This is a genomic window from Pseudomonas sp. R3-52-08 (assembly GCF_003851745.1).
GTDB lineage: Bacteria > Pseudomonadota > Gammaproteobacteria > Pseudomonadales > Pseudomonadaceae > Aquipseudomonas.
Genome location: NZ_CP027730.1, coordinates 4,454,983 through 4,471,713, shown reverse-complemented (window position 1 = coordinate 4,471,713; position 16,731 = coordinate 4,454,983). Strand labels below are relative to the sequence as shown.

Below are 16,731 nucleotides of genomic sequence, written 5' to 3'. Positions count from 1 at the left end.
ACTAAGGACTGCCCGTGACTGGCTTGTTTATAACCCTCGAAGGCCCGGAAGGCGCCGGCAAAAGCACCAACCGCGACTACCTGGCCGAGCGCCTGCGTGCTGCGGGCATCGAAGTGGTGTTGACCCGTGAGCCCGGCGGTACGCCGCTGGCCGAGCGCATCCGTGAAGTATTGCTGGCGCCGGGTGATGAGCCAATGAACCCGGACACCGAGCTGCTGCTGGTGTTCGCCGCCCGTGCCCAGCATTTGGCCGAGGTCATCCGACCGGCGCTGGCACGCGGCGCCGTGGTGATCTGCGACCGTTTCACTGACTCCACCTACGCCTACCAGGGCGGTGGTCGTGGGTTGTGCCTGGAGCGTATCGCTACCCTGGAAACCTTCGTGCAGGGCGCTCTGCGTCCAGACCTGACCCTGCTGTTCGACCTGCCGGTGGAAGTGGGGATGGCCCGCGCCAGTGCACGCGGCCGCCTGGATCGTTTCGAGCTGGAAGGCCAGGGGTTTTTCGACGCTGTGCGCACTGCGTTCCTCGCGCGTGCCAAGGCGGAGCCTGCGCGTTATCACCTGCTCGATGCGGCTCAGCCGCTGGCGCAGGTGCAGCACGCCATCGATGCGCTGGTGCCCACCCTGCTGGAGCGCGCCCGTGGCTGATGCCTATCCGTGGCAGGACGGCCTGTGGCAACAATTGGCCGGCCGTGCCCAGCACGCCCACGCCTATTTGCTGCACGGCCCGACAGGCATCGGCAAGCGCGCCCTTGCCGAACGCTTGATGGCCAGCTTGTTGTGCCAGCGCCCGGTCGGCCTGGAAGCCTGCGGCGCATGCAAATCCTGCCTGCTGCTGAAGGCGGGTAGCCACCCTGACAACTATGTGCTGGAACCTGAGGAAGCGGACAAAGCGATCAAGGTCGACCAGGTCCGTGACCTCGTCAGTTTCGTGGTGCAGACCGCGCAGATGGGCGGGCGCAAGGTGGTGCTGATCGAGCCGGTGGAGGCGATGAACATCAACGCCGCCAACGCCTTGCTCAAAAGCCTTGAAGAACCGTCCGGCGACACCGTGCTATTGCTGGTGAGCCATCAGTCCAGCCGCTTGTTGCCGACTATCCGCAGCCGTTGCGTGCAGCAGGCGTGCCCGTTGCCGAGCGAGGCCATGAGCTTGCAATGGCTGGCGCAGGCGCTGCCGGACTGCTCGGCAGAAGAGCGGGTCGAATTGCTGACCCTGGCCGCAGGCTCCCCACTGGCTGCGGTGAAGCTGCAGGCCCAGGGCGTGCGCGAGCAACGTGCACTGGTGGTGGACGGGGTGAAGAAGCTGATCAAACAGGAACTGTCCGCCACGCAATTGGCCGAAACTGCGTGGAAGGACATTCCCCTGTTGCTGCTGTTCGACTGGTTCTGCGACTGGTCCAGCCTGATCCTGCGCTACCAGCTGACCCAGGACGAGAACGGCCTGGGCCTGCCGGACATGCGCAAGGTGGTGCAATACCTGGCGCAGAAAAGTGCCCAGGACAAGGTGTTGAGCATTCAGGACTGGATCCTCGCCCAGCGCCAGAAGGTGCTCGGCAAGGCCAACCTCAACCGCGTGCTCTTGCTCGAAGCGCTGCTGGTGCAGTGGGTCGGTCTGCTCGGCCGGCGTTAATTTCCGTGGCCAGCGGGTGTATCGTTGGCCAGACACGTTCCGTCACTCAAGTTGTAGAGACCCATGCTCGTAGATTCCCACTGTCACCTTGATCGACTCGACCTCGCTCAGCACGGCGGCTCCCTTGACGCCGCCCTTGAAGCTGCGCGCCAGCGCGGGGTAGGGCACTTCCTGTGCATCGGCGTCAGCGCCGAAAACGCCGCCGACGTCAAAGCCCTCGCCGATCGCTACGCCGACGTGGATTGTTCGGTGGGTATCCACCCGCTGGATCTCAAACCCGGCGAAGCACCGGCCCTGGACTGGCTGTTGGGCGAACTCAATCACCCGCGCGTCGTCGCCATTGGCGAAACCGGTCTGGATTACCACTACGAACCCGAAGCCGCCGACCTGCAGCAGGCCTCGTTCCGCCTGCACCTGCAGGCCGCGCAACAGACCGGCAAACCGGTGATCGTCCACACCCGTGGGGCTCGCGCCGATACCCTGGCGCTGTTGCGTGAAGCCGCGCTGCCCCAGGCGGGTGTATTGCATTGCTTTACCGAGGATTGGGAGATGGCCAAGGCCGCTCTGGATCTGGGCTTCTATATTTCCCTGTCGGGTATCGTTACCTTTCGCAATGCCGACGCGCTGCGTGATGTCGCCCGCCAGGTGCCTGCTGACCGGCTGCTGGTGGAAACCGACTCGCCGTACCTGGCGCCGATCCCCCATCGCGGCAAGCCGAACCTGCCCGAGTACGTGCGTGACGTGGCGGATTATCTGGCAATGCTGCGCGGTGAGTCCTACGAGCGCTTCGCCGAGCAGACCACTGAGAACTTCAGGCGTTTGTTTCCACTGGCCCATGTGGCCTGCTGATCGCGCTCAAATCCCAGGCAAAAAAAACCCGGGTTCTGGGGGGTGAATCCGGGCTAAGACCATTAGGAGTAAAACAAGGGCACACAGTCCGTCGGTACCCAGGCCGACGCGTCACTTGGGGGAGATGTCGCGCCGACACTTGAAGTATTGATCACTATCGGATTCAGTCCAGTGTCGATTGGTCGTTTTTTAAACAGATTTGGAATACGCGCTCTTCGCTTGAGTTCTCATTGAGCAGATGCTCAGGTTTGATTGGCGCGTATTGTTTCTGACTGATATCGCCAAAATCGTTGGCGTATTGAAAGTAAAGTGCATAACGGGTTCACATAGGCGTTGCCCAACGACCGTTCAGTCGGGATAATCCCTCGCATCGGGTAAATCGTATCGCCACGTATCCATGGCGCGCGAAACCCTCCCTATTCCGACCTTTGCAGACCTCTTCCTCATGCATAAAGAACCCCGTAAGGTCCGTGAGTTTCGCCGCCGTGAGCAGGAAATTCTCGACACCGCACTCAAATTGTTCCTCGAACAAGGCGAAGACAGCGTCACCGTCGAGATGATCGCGGATGCCGTGGGTATCGGCAAAGGCACGATCTACAAGCACTTCAAGTCCAAGGCCGAGATTTACCTGCGCCTGATGCTCGACTACGAGCGCGACTTGAACGAGCTGCTGCATTCGGCCGATGTCGACAAGGACAAAGAAGCCTTGTCCCGAGCCTATTTCGAGTTCCGCATGCGCGACCCGCAGCGCTACCGCCTGTTTGACCGCCTGGAAGAAAAGGTCGTCAAAGGCCATCAAGTGCCGGAAATGGTCGAGGAACTGCACAAGATCCGCGCCTCGAATTTCGAACGCCTGACCTTGCTGATCAAGGGCCGTATCAGTGAAGGCAAGCTCGAAGACGTGCCGCCGTACTTCCACTACTGCGCCGCCTGGGCCTTGGTACATGGCGCCGTCGCGCTGTACCACTCGCCGTTCTGGAGCAATGTGCTGGAAGACCAGGAAGGCTTCTTTCAGTTCCTGATGGACATCGGCGTGCGCATGGGCAACAAGCGCAAGCACAGCGCCGAGTTACCGGGCCCTGAAAAAGCTGGCGAAGCGCCCGCTGCCTGAGTCATTCATCACGCTGATGGCTCAATGATTTACTGCCAGGCGCAGTACCCTAGGAATATACTCAGGCAAGGATCTTGCTAAAAGCTGATTTATAAGTCAGCTTCTAGCACGCCCGAAATATCCTCTGCCGGAGTGGTTCATGATCGTTGATCGTCAAGGCAGGCGGTTTCGCAATTTGCGAATCAGCCTGACCTCCGCCTGCAATTACGCATGTACCTACTGCGTGCCCAACGGCAAGCGGCTGGTGGCTGCCCAGGACGAACTCTCGGCCCAGGCCATGGCGCGAGGCGTGGCTTATCTGATCGAAGCGGCCGGTATCGACCGCTTGCGCATTACCGGTGGTGAGCCGCTGGTAAGTCCCAAGCTGGAAGCCTTCATGGGCGCCGTGGGGCAGATGGGGCTCAGCGATATTAGCCTGACTACCAATGGCCAGTTGCTGGCGCGCAAGCTGCCACTGTTGGTGGACGCGGGCATCCGGCGCATCAACGTTTCCCTCGACACCCTGAATGCCGACGCTTTCCGCAGTATCGCCCGTGGTGGCGACCTGGCCACCGTGCTCGACGGTATGGACCAGGCCCGCGCGGCCGGGATCAAGATCAAGGTCAATATGGTGCCCCTGCGTGGCCAGAACCTGGACCAGGTGATGCCCTTGCTCGATTACTGCCTGGAGCGGGGCTACGAGCTGCGCTTTATCGAGTTGATGCGCATGGGGCACTTGGCGAAGGACTCCAACGCGTTCCTGCAGCAATTCGTCAGCCTGCAACAATTGCTCAGCCTGATCGGCGAACACCACGAATACCTGCAAGCCAATGCGCCCGTCGACGCCACGGCCGTGCGCTATGAAGTGCCGGGCAAGGGCTTCTTTGGCGTGATCGCCAATGAAAGCGTGCCGTTCTGCCGTACCTGCTCGCGCTTGCGTCTGTCCTCCACGGGCTGGTTGCACGGCTGCCTGTCGTCGAGCAACCGTCACTACGTCGGCGACCTGCTGGACCAGCCGCGCCACCAGGCACTGCCGGCGTTGCAAGGGCTGTTGATGAAGGCCCTGGGCGACAAGCAGGAAGTAGCGTTCTCGGGCGGCGCGACGGTGATGAAGATCATTGGCGGCTGACGTCGAGCGCAAGTTATAAGCTACAAGCTACAAGCTACAAGCTACAAGCTACAAGCTACAAGCTACAAGCCTGCAGCCTGCAGCTTAAAGCTTGCAGTTGCTCCCCTGGCCCAGATTCTGCATCTCACGCCCATTCGCCGGTTTTCCGTCACCGGCTTCTGGAGGAATAGGATGCGTAGTCTGGTTTTGTTGCTGGCGTCGTTGGCGCTGAGTGGTTGCATGACCGTCAGCGATATGGCCGAAGGCACCCGCTATCAGATGAGCGACGCCGGCTTGCTCGATCACAGCGATACGCGCCGCACCGCGTCGGTCCGTGTGCAGCCGGACTCCTTTATCTTTATCGCCCAGGGCGCTTTCGTGCCGCCCGGCAGCGCGTATCCACGACCGAACGTGGTCGCCGAAGAAGCGTTCAACGGCTTCGTCGAATATTTCCCCATGGTGCGTCGCGCCCGTCAGCCTGAAGGCCTTGAACAGGCCATGGCCGAAGCGCGCGCGGCCGGGGCTCACTACTTGCTGTATTGCCGTTTTGCGGCAGCCGACGACCGTATCGGCAACGCCGATGAGTGGACCGACCAGCAAGCGCTGGACCGCCTTGGCCTGGACAGCGGCGTGATCCAGATCATGTTGATCGAGACCAGTACCCAGTATTTGATTGATACTGCACGTATTCGCAGTCGTGGCGGTTTACTGACGTTCCACGACAACTCGCCACAAGATCTGATCGCCCGGCCCCTGGCCCAGTACGCCCGAAGCTTGCTGGGCATGAGCGATCAGTAAGCCTGAGGAGACCCCCATGACCGATACCGCCAAGGCCAACGACCTGTTGGCGCAACTGCCCAAAGGTAAAGGGCCGGCGCCGGTGCATCTGTGGAACCCGGATTTCTGCGGCCATATCGACATGCGCATCGCCCGTGACGGCACCTGGTTCTATCAGGGCACGCCTATCGGGCGCAAACCCATGGTCAAGTTGTTCTCCAACATCATCCGCCGCGATGGCGATGATTATTTCCTGGTGACGCCGGTGGAGAAGGTCGGCATCCGCGTCGATGACGCGCCCTTCGTAGCCGTCACGCTTGAGGTGCAAGGGCAGGGCGAAAGCCAGGTGCTTACGTTTACCACCAATGTCGACGAACAGATCGACGCCGGCCCTGAACACCCGCTGCGTGTGGTAATCGATCCGCTCACCGAGGAGCCGGCGCCTTACCTGCGGGTGCGCAGCAACCTCGAGGCCCTGGTGCACCGCAACGCGTTTTACCAATTGGTCGAGCTGGCCGTGAGCCGTCCGATCAATGGTCAAAACTGGCTTGGCGTATGGAGCAGCGGGGAGTTTTACCCGATTGGCCTGGAGCCCTGAGGCCGGTTTTCTGACTGTCCTGCAATAATTCGCTTGCTGGGAAGGTCGGCTTTCGGGTATCAATTTGTACATGATTAGACATGTTCGATTCGATAAGAAAAAACGCGTCGTTGACGAACTCATCCGCCGTATCGAGGGTGGGGTGATCGCCGACGGTTTCCTGTTGCCCGGTGAGCATCAACTGGCCGAAGAGTTTGCGGTCAGTCGTGGCACGCTGCGCGAAGCGCTGGCTGAGCTCAAGCGCCGCAACTACATCGCCACCCAAAGCGGTGTTGGCTCTATCGTCACGTTTGACGGCATGGGGCTCGACCAACGCCACGGTTGGGCCCAGGCCCTGGCGGACACCGGCGCGCAGGTGAGCACCGAGGTGTTGCGCTTCGAAGCGGTGACGCGCCCGGAGTTGGCCAGCCGTTTCGGCAGCGAACACTTCATTGCCCTCGACCGCCTGCGACGCACGGCCGACGGTACGGCGGTGTCGCTGGAACGCTCGCTGATGCCTGCCACCGGAGACCTGGAAAGCCTGCCCCGCATCGGCCTGATCGACAATTCCCTGACCATCACCCTGGCGGCCTATGGCTATGTAGGCGCCGCAGGCGACCAATGGCTCGGCGCCGAGGCCCTGAGCGATGACGACGCACTGTTGCTCGGACATCCGGCCGGCACGGTATTTCTCAAGGCCTCGCGCACAACCTATGACCGTCGTGAGCGTTTCATGGAGCATGTTGAAAGCTTGCTCGACCCGCTGCACTTTCGTTTGCACCTGCAATTCGGGGCTTCCAAATGACTGCTGACATTCGCGCGCTTGGCGCTTTCTATGGCCTGGCCCTGGGCGATGCGCTGGGCATGCCCACCCAATCCTTGAGCCGTGAGCAAGTCCGGCAGCGTTTCGGTGCGATCACCGCCCTGCAAGACGCTGGCCCCGATCAGCCCATCGCGCCGAACATGCCCGCCGGTTCCATCACCGATGACACCGAACAGGCGATCCTGGTCGGTGAGTTGTTGGTGGAAGGCCACGGCACCATCGAACCCAGCGTGCTCGCCCGACGCCTGATCGACTGGGAAGCGGCCATGCGCGCCAAGGGCTCCCAGGATTTGCTCGGGCCGTCCACCAAGCGTGCGATCGACATGATTCTCGCCGGGCACACTCCGGAAGAATCCGGGCGCTACGGCACCACCAATGGCGCGGCCATGCGCATCACGCCGGTCGGCATCGCCGCCGATGTCAGTGACCCGGCCCGGTTTATCCAGGCGGTGATCCAGGCCTGCCAGGTCACCCATAACACCAGCCTGGGCATTGCCAGCGCGGCAGCAGTCGCGGCGGTGGTCTCGGCCGGCATCAACGGCGTCGACCTAGGGGAAGCGCTCAACATCGGCACACAGGTTGCGCAACAGGCCGAACACCACGGCCACTGGATAGCCGGCGGACGCATCGCCACCCGCATCAGTTGGGCCCGCACCCTGAGCGTCGGCAGCGGCGACAACGCGCTGTTTGCCGACTTGCTCTATGAATTGATCGGCACCTCCGTCGCGTCCCAGGAATCGGTGGTGGTGTCGTTCGCCCTCGCGCAGCAAGTCGCGTCGGGAGACATGAACGCCTTCGAGGCGCTGTGCCTGGCCGCGAGCCTGGGGGGCGACACCGACACCATCGCCGCGATCCTCGGCGCCATGCTCGGTGCTTGTCTGGGCATGCAGTGCTGGCCGCAAGCGCTGGTCGAGCAGGTCAAACGCGTGAATGGCCTGGACCTGCAACCGCTGGTGCAAAGCCTGCTCGCGTTGCGTTGAGTCATTGACGCGTTGCCACAACCACAACAATAAAGCATCAGGAGCCCCCACATGAGCAGCCCTTCTTCCGGCCAAGGCGCCGGGCAATTGGAAACGCGCGGCATCGAACCGGTCCCGGAAGGCGAGTGCAACGGGCATCCGCTGCAGCTGTTCTGGGTATGGTTCGCGGCCAATATCAGCATTCTCGGTTTGCCGCTCGGCGCCACACTGGTGGCGTTTCGTGGCCTGGCCATCTGGCAGGCGATCATCGTCGCGGTCCTCGGCGCTGCCGGTTCTTTTGCAGTGGTGGGCATCATCTCCATCGCCGGTCGCCGTGGCCGCGCGCCCAGCCTGACCTTGTCCCGCGCCATCTTCGGCGTACGCGGCAATATCGGGCCGACCCTGGTGTCGCTGATGTCGCGCCTGGGCTGGGAAACGGTCAACACCACCACGGCCGCCTTTGTGTTGCTGTCGCTGTGCTCGATCCTGTTCGGTTCCCCGGTAGAAGCGAAAAGCGCGCCGTTGCTGACCCTGATCTTCATCGGCCTCTTCGTGCTGCTGACCCTGGCCGTTTCCGGCCTGGGCCATGCCACCTTGCTGGTGATCCAGAAATGGGCGACCTACGTGTTCGGCGCCCTGAATATCCTGGTGGGCGGCTTCCTCTGCGCCACCATCGATTGGAACGCGGTGTTCAACGCCACCCCAGCGCCGCTGAGCGCCATGATCATCGGCGTCGGCACCATGGCGGCCGGCACCGGTATCGGTTGGGCCAACGCCGGTGCCGATATGTCCCGTTACCAGCATCGCAGCGTCAAGGCGGTGCGCCTGGTGGCCTCCGCCGCGTTCGGCGCGGGCATTCCGCTGGTGTTGCTGATCACCCTGGGTGGCCTGCTGTCGGTGGGTAACAACGACCTGGCCTCGGCCACGGACCCGATCATTGCGATCCGCGACATGCTGCCGACCTGGATGGCGGTGCCTTACTTGATCACCGCGTTCGGCGGGCTGCTGTTGTCGAACAACCTGTCGGTGTATTCCGCCGGCCTCACCACCCTGACCCTGGGCTTGAAGGTCAAGCGTGTGCATGCGGTGATCGTCGACATCGTGGCGATTTTTGCCGGCTCCATTTATTTCATGCTGATCGCCGACAGCTTCTACGGCCCGTTCATTACCTTCATCTCGTTGCTGGCGGTACCGATCACCGCCTGGGTGGGGATTTTCGTGGTCGACCTGATTCACCGTCACTACTACAGCCCCACGGATTTGCTGAATGTGAGCCCGAGCAGCGCCTACTGGTATCGCGGCGGTGTGGAGTGGCGCGCGTTTGGCGCGTGGGCATTGGCCATCGTGCTGGGGTTCAGCTTCACCACCATCGGCATCACTGCGGACAACATCTGGTTTGCCGGGCCGCTGTCCGACTCCTGGCTCGGCCATAACGGCCTCGGCTGGGTCGTCACCTTCCTGGTAGCCGGCGGGGTGTACGCGGTATTGGGCGGCGCGGCCGATCGACGTGCGGCGTTAGTTGAGAGCCCTAATGTCTAGATTGCTGCACACCGGGCAGGTCATCGTCGACCTGGTCATGGCCCTGGATAGGTTACCGGCGAGCGGTGGCGACGTGCTGGCCAGCTCTGCCCGTTTCGAAGCCGGTGGCGGCTTTAACGTCATGGCTGCGGCGCGGCGCAATGGTCTGCCGGTGGTTTACCTGGGGCGGCACGGCAGCGGTCGGTTTGGTGACCTGGCCCGCGCTGCGATGCAGGCCGAAGGGATCGAGATGGCACTGCCGGCGAGCGGCGGCAAGGACACGGGTCTGTGTGTGGCCCTGACCGAAGCCACCACCGAGCGCACGTTCATTTCCCATCTGGGTGCTGAGGGTGAACTCAGTGCCGAAGACCTCGCCGGCATCGTCCCGCGTGCCGACGATTACGTGTATGTCAGTGGTTACAGCCTGCTGCTTGAAGGCAAGGCGCAGCCACTGATCGACTGGTTGCTGGCGCTGTCGCGCAAGGTGATGGTGGTGTTCGATCCGGGCCCGCTGGTCAAGGCGCCGGACTCGGCCTTGATGCGCGCGTTGTTGCCGCGTATCGATATCTGGACCAGCAACGGCCCTGAAGCCCTGGCATTCACCGGGGCCATGGATATCGACGCCGCGTTGACCGAGTTGAGACGACACCTGCCGGCTGAGACGCTGTTGGTGGTGCGCGATGGGCCGAATGGGTGCTGGGTCGGGCAGGTGGGTAACATCAATCATGTGCCGGGTTTCAAGGTGCAGGCGGTGGACAGCAATGGCGCGGGGGATGCGCATGCGGGGGTGTTCATTGCCGGGTTGGCAAAGGGCTTGAAACCGGTTGAGGCGGCGCGCCGAGCGAATGCAGCGGCGGCGCTGGCGGTAACGCGCTGGGGGCCGGCGACTTCCCCTGGCACCGCCGAAGTCGACGCATTAGTTTCTGAATAAACACACATCAAAATGTGGGAGGGGGCTTGCTCCCGATTGCAGTGGGTCAGTTATAGATGAACTGGCTGACACACCGCTATCGGGAGCAAGCCCCCTCCCACATTTGTTCGGTGTTTTTCAACCGGCCTTGCGTAGCGCTTCGATCAACTCATCCTTACGCATGGTCGAACGCCCGGGAATATCCTTGGCCCGCGCTTCTTTCATCAGGCTTTCCTTGGTTTGCGTCCCCAGCGAGGCGCGACTGCTGCGAGGCTGTCCCTCGCGACTGGCTGCTGCGCGCTTCGCCGAATCCTGGCGATCCTCGGCCTTCTTCGCCGGTGCTTTGCGTTTGCCGGATCCAGCCTTTTCGCCGCCGCCAGACTGCTTGTTGACGGTGGCCCAGGCACGGGCTTCGGCTTCTTCCTTGGACAGTCCCTTGTGCTCATAACTGTCTTCAATATGAGCGGCCTTGCGTTTCTGTTCGGTGGTGTATTTGGCTTTGCTTCCACGAGGCATCGCTAAAACTCCTTCTGGCCCCAGCTGCGGGGCCAGACCAGAAATGAATCACTGAACGGATGGTTCTTCGAGCTTGCGCGCTTCTTCTACACCCGACGCGGTCAACTTGATCGGCAGGTTAAACGAATATTCACCGGCGTCGTCGGTGGTCACATGCCCATCCCTGATCAGCCCGCGGTCCTGCAAGTGCGCCAAGACACTGGCGACTTCTTTTTCGCCGCGGTAGTTGTCCAGCACCTCCTTGCCCAAGCCTTGCGGGTGGGCATGCAGCAGGCGGGTGAGGACTTCTTTTTCAAGGTTTGTATCGACGTTCATGTGTACCTCTTCACTGGGAAATGATCGGGTGTTGATCGTGCCAGGGATGCATCAAGGCGCTGGTTGCTTCGGTGCGCCCGGCAGATTCGAGTCGTCGCCTTTATTGATCTTCGGCTCGTTGACCGAAGGGCCCATTTTGCCGTTACCGACGGCGGCAGGTGCCTGGCGCTGGGTATCGTGACCCTGGGTGCGAGGGTCGGCGCCGTTGGTGTTGTCGATGATCGCGCCGCCATTGGTGTCCAGGCCTGTGCCCATGGAATCCTGGGATTCCTGGGTGGCAGGGCTTGGTGGGGAACCGACCGGGTCCGTCGTGCCGGTGGACGAAGTCGCGGCAATAGCGCTCAGCGACGCTGCAGACAACAGGCCGGTGAGAGCGAGGGCAGCCAATTTGGAATTTTTCATGAGGGTGTCTCCATATGATTGATGTCCTTACCCTGTATTGGTCAGCCCCCAATTGCGGTTTGTGCCTTGATGGCGACGAACGGTCTTGCGTGACCTGTAAGATTTTGTGTAACCACTACATGGAAAATGCGCTGCAATCGGTCATCAAAGCGTCTTAGTATGTGGGCTTTGAACTTGCCCAAGGCGCACCCATGACCATCGAGATTCGCCCCGCCGTACCCAGCGATGCTGCGCAGATTCTGACCTTCATCACGGAACTGGCCGAGTATGAAAAAGCCCGGCACGAAGTGATCGCCAGCGTGGTGGATATAGAGCGCAGCCTGTTCAGTGAGGGCGCCACCGCCCACGGCCTGATCTGCTTGCGCGACGGCTTGCCGATTGGCTTTGCGGTGTTCTTTTTCAGTTATTCCACTTGGCTGGGCAGCAACTGTCTGTACCTGGAAGACCTTTATATCAACCCCGAACAACGTGGCGGCGGGGCGGGCAAGAAGTTGCTGCGCCACCTCGCCAAGATCGCCTGCGACAACGGCTGTGGCCGCTTCGAATGGAGCGTGCTGGACTGGAACGAGCCGGCGATTGCCTTCTACAAATCCATTGGCGCGCAGCCCCAGGAAGAATGGGTGCGCTATCGCATGGAAGGCGATGCGCTAAGGGATTTCGCCCAAGGCTGACAGGCGCCCCGGAGCCGGCCATTCATGGCCGGCTTTTTAATGTGTTTACTCACATTGTGGGACGTAAATTTATATATTGAGATATTTCAAGGTCTGGGTTTATAGTCGCCTGCATCAGCACTCACTGCCAAAAATAAAACAGGTGAAGCGATGCAGGCACAACCGTTGTCCTTACCCGCCGTGCCCGAGCCGACTTACGGCGAGCGCCTCAAGCACAAGGTGGTGATCATCACCGGCGCCGCACAAGGCATTGGCGAGGCAATCGTCGCCTGCTTCCAGGCGCAGCAGGCGCGGTTGGTGATCGCGGATATCCAGGCGGACAAAATCGAAAAAGTCGCGGCCCATTGGCGCGAGCGTGGCGCCGAGATTGTCGCGCAGGCCGTCGATATCACCTCCAAAGAGCAATGGCAGACGCTGGTCACTGTGGCCATCGAGCGCTTCGGCCGCGTAGACGTGCTGGTCAACTGCGCCGGGGTCAATGTGTTTCGCGACCCGCTGGAAATGACCGACGAAGACTGGCGCCGCTGCTTTGCCATTGACCTTGACGGCGCCTGGTACGGTTGCCGCGCGGTGCTGCCGCACATGATCGAGCAGGGCATCGGCAACATCATCAATATTGCTTCCACCCATTCCAGCCACATCATTCCCGGCTGCTTTCCCTACCCTGTCGCCAAGCACGGCCTGCTCGGCCTTACCCGCGCCCTTGGCATCGAATACGCGCCCAAGGGTATTCGCGTGAATGCCATTGCGCCGGGCTATATCGAAACCCAGCTCAACGTCGACTACTGGAACGGGTTCCCTGACCCCTCTGCGGAGCGTCAGCGTGCGTTCGACCTGCACCCGCCCAAGCGCATCGGCCAGCCCATCGAGGTGGCGATGACCGCGCTGTTTCTGGCGACCGACGAGGCGCCCTTTATCAATGCCACCTGCCTGATGATTGATGGCGGGCGGTCGGTGATGTACCACGACTAAAGCGTTTTCCAATAACAACAATGAGGTGGTCCATGTTCAAGAAAACACTCGGCGCTGTGGCGCTTGCGATGGCGTTCAGTGGGTTCGTATCCGCTGAGGAAGTGAAGATCGGTTTTTTGGTCAAACAGGCCGAAGAACCCTGGTTCCAGACTGAATGGGCCTTCGCCGAAAAAGCCGGCAAGGAACACGGCTTTACCGTGATCAAGATCGCCGTGCCGGACGGTGAAAAAACCCTTTCGGCCATCGACAGCCTGGCCGCCAACGGCGCTAAAGGCTTTGTGATCTGCCCGCCGGACGTGTCCCTGGGCCCGGCCATCGTCGCCAAGGCCAAGGTCAACGGCTTGAAAGTAATGGCCGTGGACGACCGCTTCGTCGATGCCAAGGGCAACTTCATGGAGGACGTGCCGTACCTGGGCATGGCCGCCTTCGAAGTGGGCCAGAAGCAGGGCGCCGCCATGGCCGCCGAAGCGAAAAAACGTGGTTGGGACTGGAAGGACACCTATGCGGTGATCAACACTTTCAACGAACTCGACACCGGCAAGAAACGCACCGACGGCTCGATCAAATCCCTGGAAGAAGCCGGCATTCCCAAGGACCATATCCTGACCGCCGCGCTGAAAACCCTCGACGTGCCAGGCAGCATGGACGCCACCAACTCGGCGCTGGTCAAGCTGCCCAGCGGCGCGAAAAACCTGATCATCGGCGGCATGAACGACAACACCGTGCTGGGCGGCGTACGCGCTACCGAAAGCGCCGGCTTCAAGGCCGCCAACGTGATCGGTATCGGCATCAATGGCACCGACGCCATCGGCGAATTGAAGAAAGCCGACAGCGGCTTCTTCGGTTCGATGCTGCCCAGCCCGCATATCGAGGGCTACAACACCGCGTTGGCGATGTACGAGTGGGTCACCACCGGCAAGGAGCCGGCTAAATACACGGCCATGGACGAAGTGACCTTGATCACCCGCGCCAACTTCCAGGAAGAACTGACCAAAATCGGCCTCTGGAAATGACCGGCGCGGCCTTGCGTTTCAACGGCATCGGCAGGGATTTTCCCGGTGTGAAAGCCCTGGCGCAGATCAGCTTTGAAGCGCGGCCGCACTCGGTGCATGCGCTGATGGGCGAGAACGGCGCGGGCAAGTCGACGCTGCTGAAGATCCTCGGCGGCGCCTATATCCCCAGCAGTGGCACGCTGCAGATCGGCGAGCAGACCATGGCGTTCAAGAGCGCCGCCGACAGCATTGCCAGCGGCGTCGCGGTGATCCACCAGGAGCTGCACCTGGTGCCGGAAATGACCGTGGCCGAAAACCTCTTCCTCGGGCATATGCCGTCGCGCTTTGGTGTGGTCAACGGTGGTTTGCTGCGCCAGCAGGCGCTGGCGTGTCTCAAGGGCCTGGCCGATGAAATCGACCCCCAGGAGAAGCTGGGTCGCCTGTCCCTGGGCCAGCGCCAACTGGTGGAAATCGCCAAGGCGCTGTCCCGTGGCGCCCATGTGATCGCCTTCGACGAGCCGACCAGCAGTTTGTCTGCCCGCGAAATCGATCGGTTGATGGCGATCATCACGCGCCTGCGCGATGAAGGTAAAGTGGTGCTGTACGTGTCGCATCGCATGGAAGAAGTGTTCCGCATCTGCGACGCGGTGACGGTATTCAAGGATGGCCGCTTTGTGCGCACCTTCGACGACATGGGCACATTGACCCACGACCAGTTGGTGACCTGCATGGTCGGCCGCGATATCCAGGACATCTACGACTACCGGCCACGGGAGCAGGGCGACGTTGCGCTCAAGGTCGACGGCCTGCTCGGGCCGGGCTTGCGTGAACCGGTGAGTTTCCAGGTGCACAAGGGCGAGATTCTCGGCCTGTTTGGCTTGGTCGGCGCAGGGCGTACCGAGCTGCTGCGCCTGCTCAGCGGCCTTGAACGCAAGACGGCGGGGCAGCTGGAACTCTGCGGAGAAAACCTGCGCCTGCGCTCCCCGCGCGATGCCATCGCCGGTGGTGTACTGCTGTGCCCTGAGGACCGCAAAAAGGAGGGCATCATTCCGCTGGCCAGTGTCGCCGAGAACATCAACATCAGTGCGCGTGGCGCCCATGCGGCATTTGGCTGGCTGTTGCGCGATCACTGGGAGAAGGGCAACGCCGACACGCAGATCAAGGCGCTCAGGGTGAAAACGCCGAACGCCGAGCAGAAGATCATGTACCTGTCCGGCGGCAACCAACAAAAGGCCATTCTCGGCCGCTGGTTGTCGATGCCGATGAAAGTGCTGCTGCTGGACGAGCCCACGCGCGGTATCGACATCGGCGCCAAGTCGGAGATCTATCAGATCATTCACAACCTCGCGGCGCAGGGCATTGCGGTGATCGTGGTGTCCAGCGACCTGATGGAAGTCATGGGCATCTCCGACCGCATCCTGGTGATGAGCGAAGGCACCCTCACCGGCGAGCTACCCCGCGAACAGGCGGATGAAGCACGGCTGTTGCAACTGGCACTCCCGCGTACGCGGGCTTGAAGAATTCGAGGGTACGGGTATGTCTGAGGTAAAAACTGCAAAAGGCTTCTGGCCGGGTTTCAACCAGCGCAAATTCCTGGATGACTGGGTAATGCTATTGGCGGCGCTGGGCATCTTTGTGCTCAGCGCGCTGTTTATCGACAACTTCCTGTCGCCGCTGAACATGCGCGGGCTGGGCCTGGCGATTTCAACCGTGGGTATCGCCGCGTGCACCATGCTGTTCTGCCTGGCCTCGGGGCACTTCGACTTGTCGGTGGGCTCGGTGATCGCCTGCGCCGGCGTGGTGGCGGGGATCGTGATTCGAGATACCGACAGCGTAGTGCTTGGCGTGTCGGCGGCCTTGGCCATGGGCCTGCTGGTGGGGCTGATCAACGGCATTGTCATCGCCAAGCTGCGCATCAACGCGCTGATCACCACCCTGGCAACCATGCAGATTGTGCGCGGCCTGGCCTACATCTTCTCCAACGGCAAGGCGGTGGGGGTGATGGACGAGCGCTTTTTTGTGTTCGGCAACGGCCAACTGATGGGCGTGCCGGTGCCGATCATCATTACCGTGTTGTGCTTTGTGTTCTTTGGCTGGCTGCTCAACTACACCACCTATGGGCGCAACACCATGGCGATTGGCGGCAACCAGGAAGCGGCGCTGCTGGCTGGGGTCAACGTTGACCGTACCAAGATCATCATTTTTGCCGTGCACGGTCTGATCGGCGCACTGGCCGGGGTGATCCTGGCCTCGCGCATGACCTCGGGCCAGCCGATGATCGGCCAGGGTTTCGAGCTGACGGTGATATCGGCGTGCGTGCTGGGCGGGGTGTCGCTGAGCGGCGGTATTGGCATGATCCGCCATGTGATTGCCGGGGTGTTGATTCTGGCGATCATCGAGAACGCGATGAACCTGAAAAACATCGACACGTTTTACCAGTACGTGATTCGGGGTTCGATCCTGTTGCTGGCGGTGATCATCGACCGCATGAAGCAACGCTAGATCCTTGCCATATGAAGATCAAAATGTGGGAGGGGGCTTGCCCCCGATAGCGGTGTGCCAGTTTGCCCATCTGTTACTGACAGACCGCCATCGGGGGCAAGCCCCCTCCCACATTTGATCT

At 61.4% G+C, this 16,731-nt stretch carries 19 protein-coding genes; 16 read left to right on the top strand and 3 right to left on the bottom strand.

Annotated features, from left to right (window positions below):
* Positions 1 to 14 precede the first annotated feature (14 nt).
* The 11 genes from tmk to C4J91_RS20510 all read left to right on the top strand — a co-directional run bounded on the left by tmk (position 15) and on the right by C4J91_RS20510 (position 10,261).
* Positions 15 to 647, top strand: a complete 633-nt coding sequence (gene tmk, locus C4J91_RS20560) for a dTMP kinase (RefSeq protein ID WP_124364007.1) — start codon at positions 15 to 17, stop codon at positions 645 to 647.
* Positions 640 to 1,629, top strand: coding sequence for a DNA polymerase III subunit delta' (locus tag C4J91_RS20555; RefSeq protein ID WP_124364006.1), 990 nt, complete (start codon positions 640 to 642; stop codon positions 1,627 to 1,629). Before tmk ends, C4J91_RS20555 begins: the two co-directional genes overlap by 8 nt.
* Positions 1,630 to 1,692: 63 nt before the next feature.
* Positions 1,693 to 2,478 (top strand): TatD family hydrolase, encoded by a 786-nt coding sequence (locus C4J91_RS20550; RefSeq protein ID WP_124364005.1) that lies wholly within the window; start codon positions 1,693 to 1,695, stop codon positions 2,476 to 2,478.
* 445 nt (positions 2,479 to 2,923) lie between these two features.
* Positions 2,924 to 3,589: a TetR/AcrR family transcriptional regulator gene (locus tag C4J91_RS20545; RefSeq protein ID WP_124364004.1), complete on the top strand. Its 666-nt coding sequence runs from the start codon at positions 2,924 to 2,926 to the stop codon at positions 3,587 to 3,589.
* Positions 3,590 to 3,728: 139 nt separating this feature from the next.
* The gene (locus C4J91_RS20540; RefSeq protein WP_124364003.1) at positions 3,729 to 4,697 is read left to right on the top strand and encodes a GTP 3',8-cyclase MoaA; all 969 of its coding nucleotides are present in this window, start codon (positions 3,729 to 3,731) and stop codon (positions 4,695 to 4,697) included.
* Positions 4,698 to 4,868: 171 nt separating this feature from the next.
* A complete protein-coding gene (locus tag C4J91_RS20535; protein WP_124364002.1) occupies positions 4,869 to 5,474 on the top strand; it encodes a DUF4823 domain-containing protein in 606 nt (201 codons plus the stop codon).
* 16 nt (positions 5,475 to 5,490) lie between these two features.
* Positions 5,491 to 6,051, top strand: a complete 561-nt coding sequence (locus C4J91_RS20530) for a DUF1285 domain-containing protein (RefSeq protein ID WP_124364001.1) — start codon at positions 5,491 to 5,493, stop codon at positions 6,049 to 6,051.
* A 70-nt stretch (positions 6,052 to 6,121) separates the two neighbouring features.
* The gene (locus C4J91_RS20525) at positions 6,122 to 6,835 is read left to right on the top strand and encodes a GntR family transcriptional regulator (RefSeq protein WP_124364000.1); all 714 of its coding nucleotides are present in this window, start codon (positions 6,122 to 6,124) and stop codon (positions 6,833 to 6,835) included.
* Entirely contained in the window at positions 6,832 to 7,833 is a 1,002-nt protein-coding gene (locus C4J91_RS20520) for an ADP-ribosylglycohydrolase family protein (protein WP_124363999.1), read from the top strand. The genes C4J91_RS20525 and C4J91_RS20520 overlap by 4 nt, the downstream gene beginning before the upstream one ends.
* 51 nt (positions 7,834 to 7,884) lie before the next feature.
* Positions 7,885 to 9,351: a cytosine permease gene (locus tag C4J91_RS20515; protein WP_124363998.1), complete on the top strand. Its 1,467-nt coding sequence runs from the start codon at positions 7,885 to 7,887 to the stop codon at positions 9,349 to 9,351.
* Positions 9,344 to 10,261: a PfkB family carbohydrate kinase gene (locus C4J91_RS20510; RefSeq protein WP_124363997.1), complete on the top strand. Its 918-nt coding sequence runs from the start codon at positions 9,344 to 9,346 to the stop codon at positions 10,259 to 10,261. The genes C4J91_RS20515 and C4J91_RS20510 overlap by 8 nt, the downstream gene beginning before the upstream one ends.
* A 117-nt stretch (positions 10,262 to 10,378) precedes the next feature.
* Here C4J91_RS20510 and C4J91_RS20505 read toward each other — a convergent pair whose 3' ends face one another.
* The 3 genes from C4J91_RS20505 to C4J91_RS20495 are packed head-to-tail and all read right to left on the bottom strand — an operon-like array spanning position 10,379 to position 11,473.
* The gene (locus C4J91_RS20505) at positions 10,379 to 10,756 is read right to left on the bottom strand and encodes a Rho termination factor N-terminal domain-containing protein (RefSeq protein ID WP_124363996.1); all 378 of its coding nucleotides are present in this window, start codon (positions 10,754 to 10,756) and stop codon (positions 10,379 to 10,381) included.
* A gap of 48 nt (positions 10,757 to 10,804) precedes the next feature.
* Positions 10,805 to 11,071, bottom strand: coding sequence for a hypothetical protein (locus C4J91_RS20500; RefSeq protein ID WP_124363995.1), 267 nt, complete (start codon positions 11,069 to 11,071; stop codon positions 10,805 to 10,807).
* Positions 11,072 to 11,122: 51 nt separating this feature from the next.
* Positions 11,123 to 11,473 (bottom strand): hypothetical protein, encoded by a 351-nt coding sequence (locus C4J91_RS20495; RefSeq protein ID WP_124363994.1) that lies wholly within the window; start codon positions 11,471 to 11,473, stop codon positions 11,123 to 11,125.
* A 191-nt stretch (positions 11,474 to 11,664) separates the two neighbouring features.
* Between C4J91_RS20495 and C4J91_RS20490 the strand changes: the two genes are divergently transcribed.
* The 5 genes from C4J91_RS20490 (at position 11,665) to araH (ending at position 16,610) form a co-directional block, all read left to right on the top strand.
* Positions 11,665 to 12,144: a GNAT family N-acetyltransferase gene (locus C4J91_RS20490; RefSeq protein WP_034128422.1), complete on the top strand. Its 480-nt coding sequence runs from the start codon at positions 11,665 to 11,667 to the stop codon at positions 12,142 to 12,144.
* A 150-nt stretch (positions 12,145 to 12,294) separates the two neighbouring features.
* Positions 12,295 to 13,116, top strand: coding sequence for an SDR family oxidoreductase (locus tag C4J91_RS20485; RefSeq protein WP_124363993.1), 822 nt, complete (start codon positions 12,295 to 12,297; stop codon positions 13,114 to 13,116).
* 32 nt (positions 13,117 to 13,148) lie between these two features.
* Positions 13,149 to 14,129 carry a substrate-binding domain-containing protein gene (locus C4J91_RS20480; RefSeq protein ID WP_124363992.1) on the top strand — a complete coding sequence of 327 codons (981 nt, stop codon included), beginning with the start codon at positions 13,149 to 13,151 and terminating at the stop codon, positions 14,127 to 14,129.
* Positions 14,126 to 15,625: an L-arabinose ABC transporter ATP-binding protein AraG gene (gene araG / locus C4J91_RS20475; RefSeq protein ID WP_124363991.1), complete on the top strand. Its 1,500-nt coding sequence runs from the start codon at positions 14,126 to 14,128 to the stop codon at positions 15,623 to 15,625. The genes C4J91_RS20480 and araG overlap by 4 nt, the downstream gene beginning before the upstream one ends.
* Positions 15,626 to 15,644: 19 nt before the next feature.
* The gene (gene araH / locus C4J91_RS20470; protein ID WP_124363990.1) at positions 15,645 to 16,610 is read left to right on the top strand and encodes an L-arabinose ABC transporter permease AraH; all 966 of its coding nucleotides are present in this window, start codon (positions 15,645 to 15,647) and stop codon (positions 16,608 to 16,610) included.
* Positions 16,611 to 16,731 lie beyond the last annotated feature (121 nt).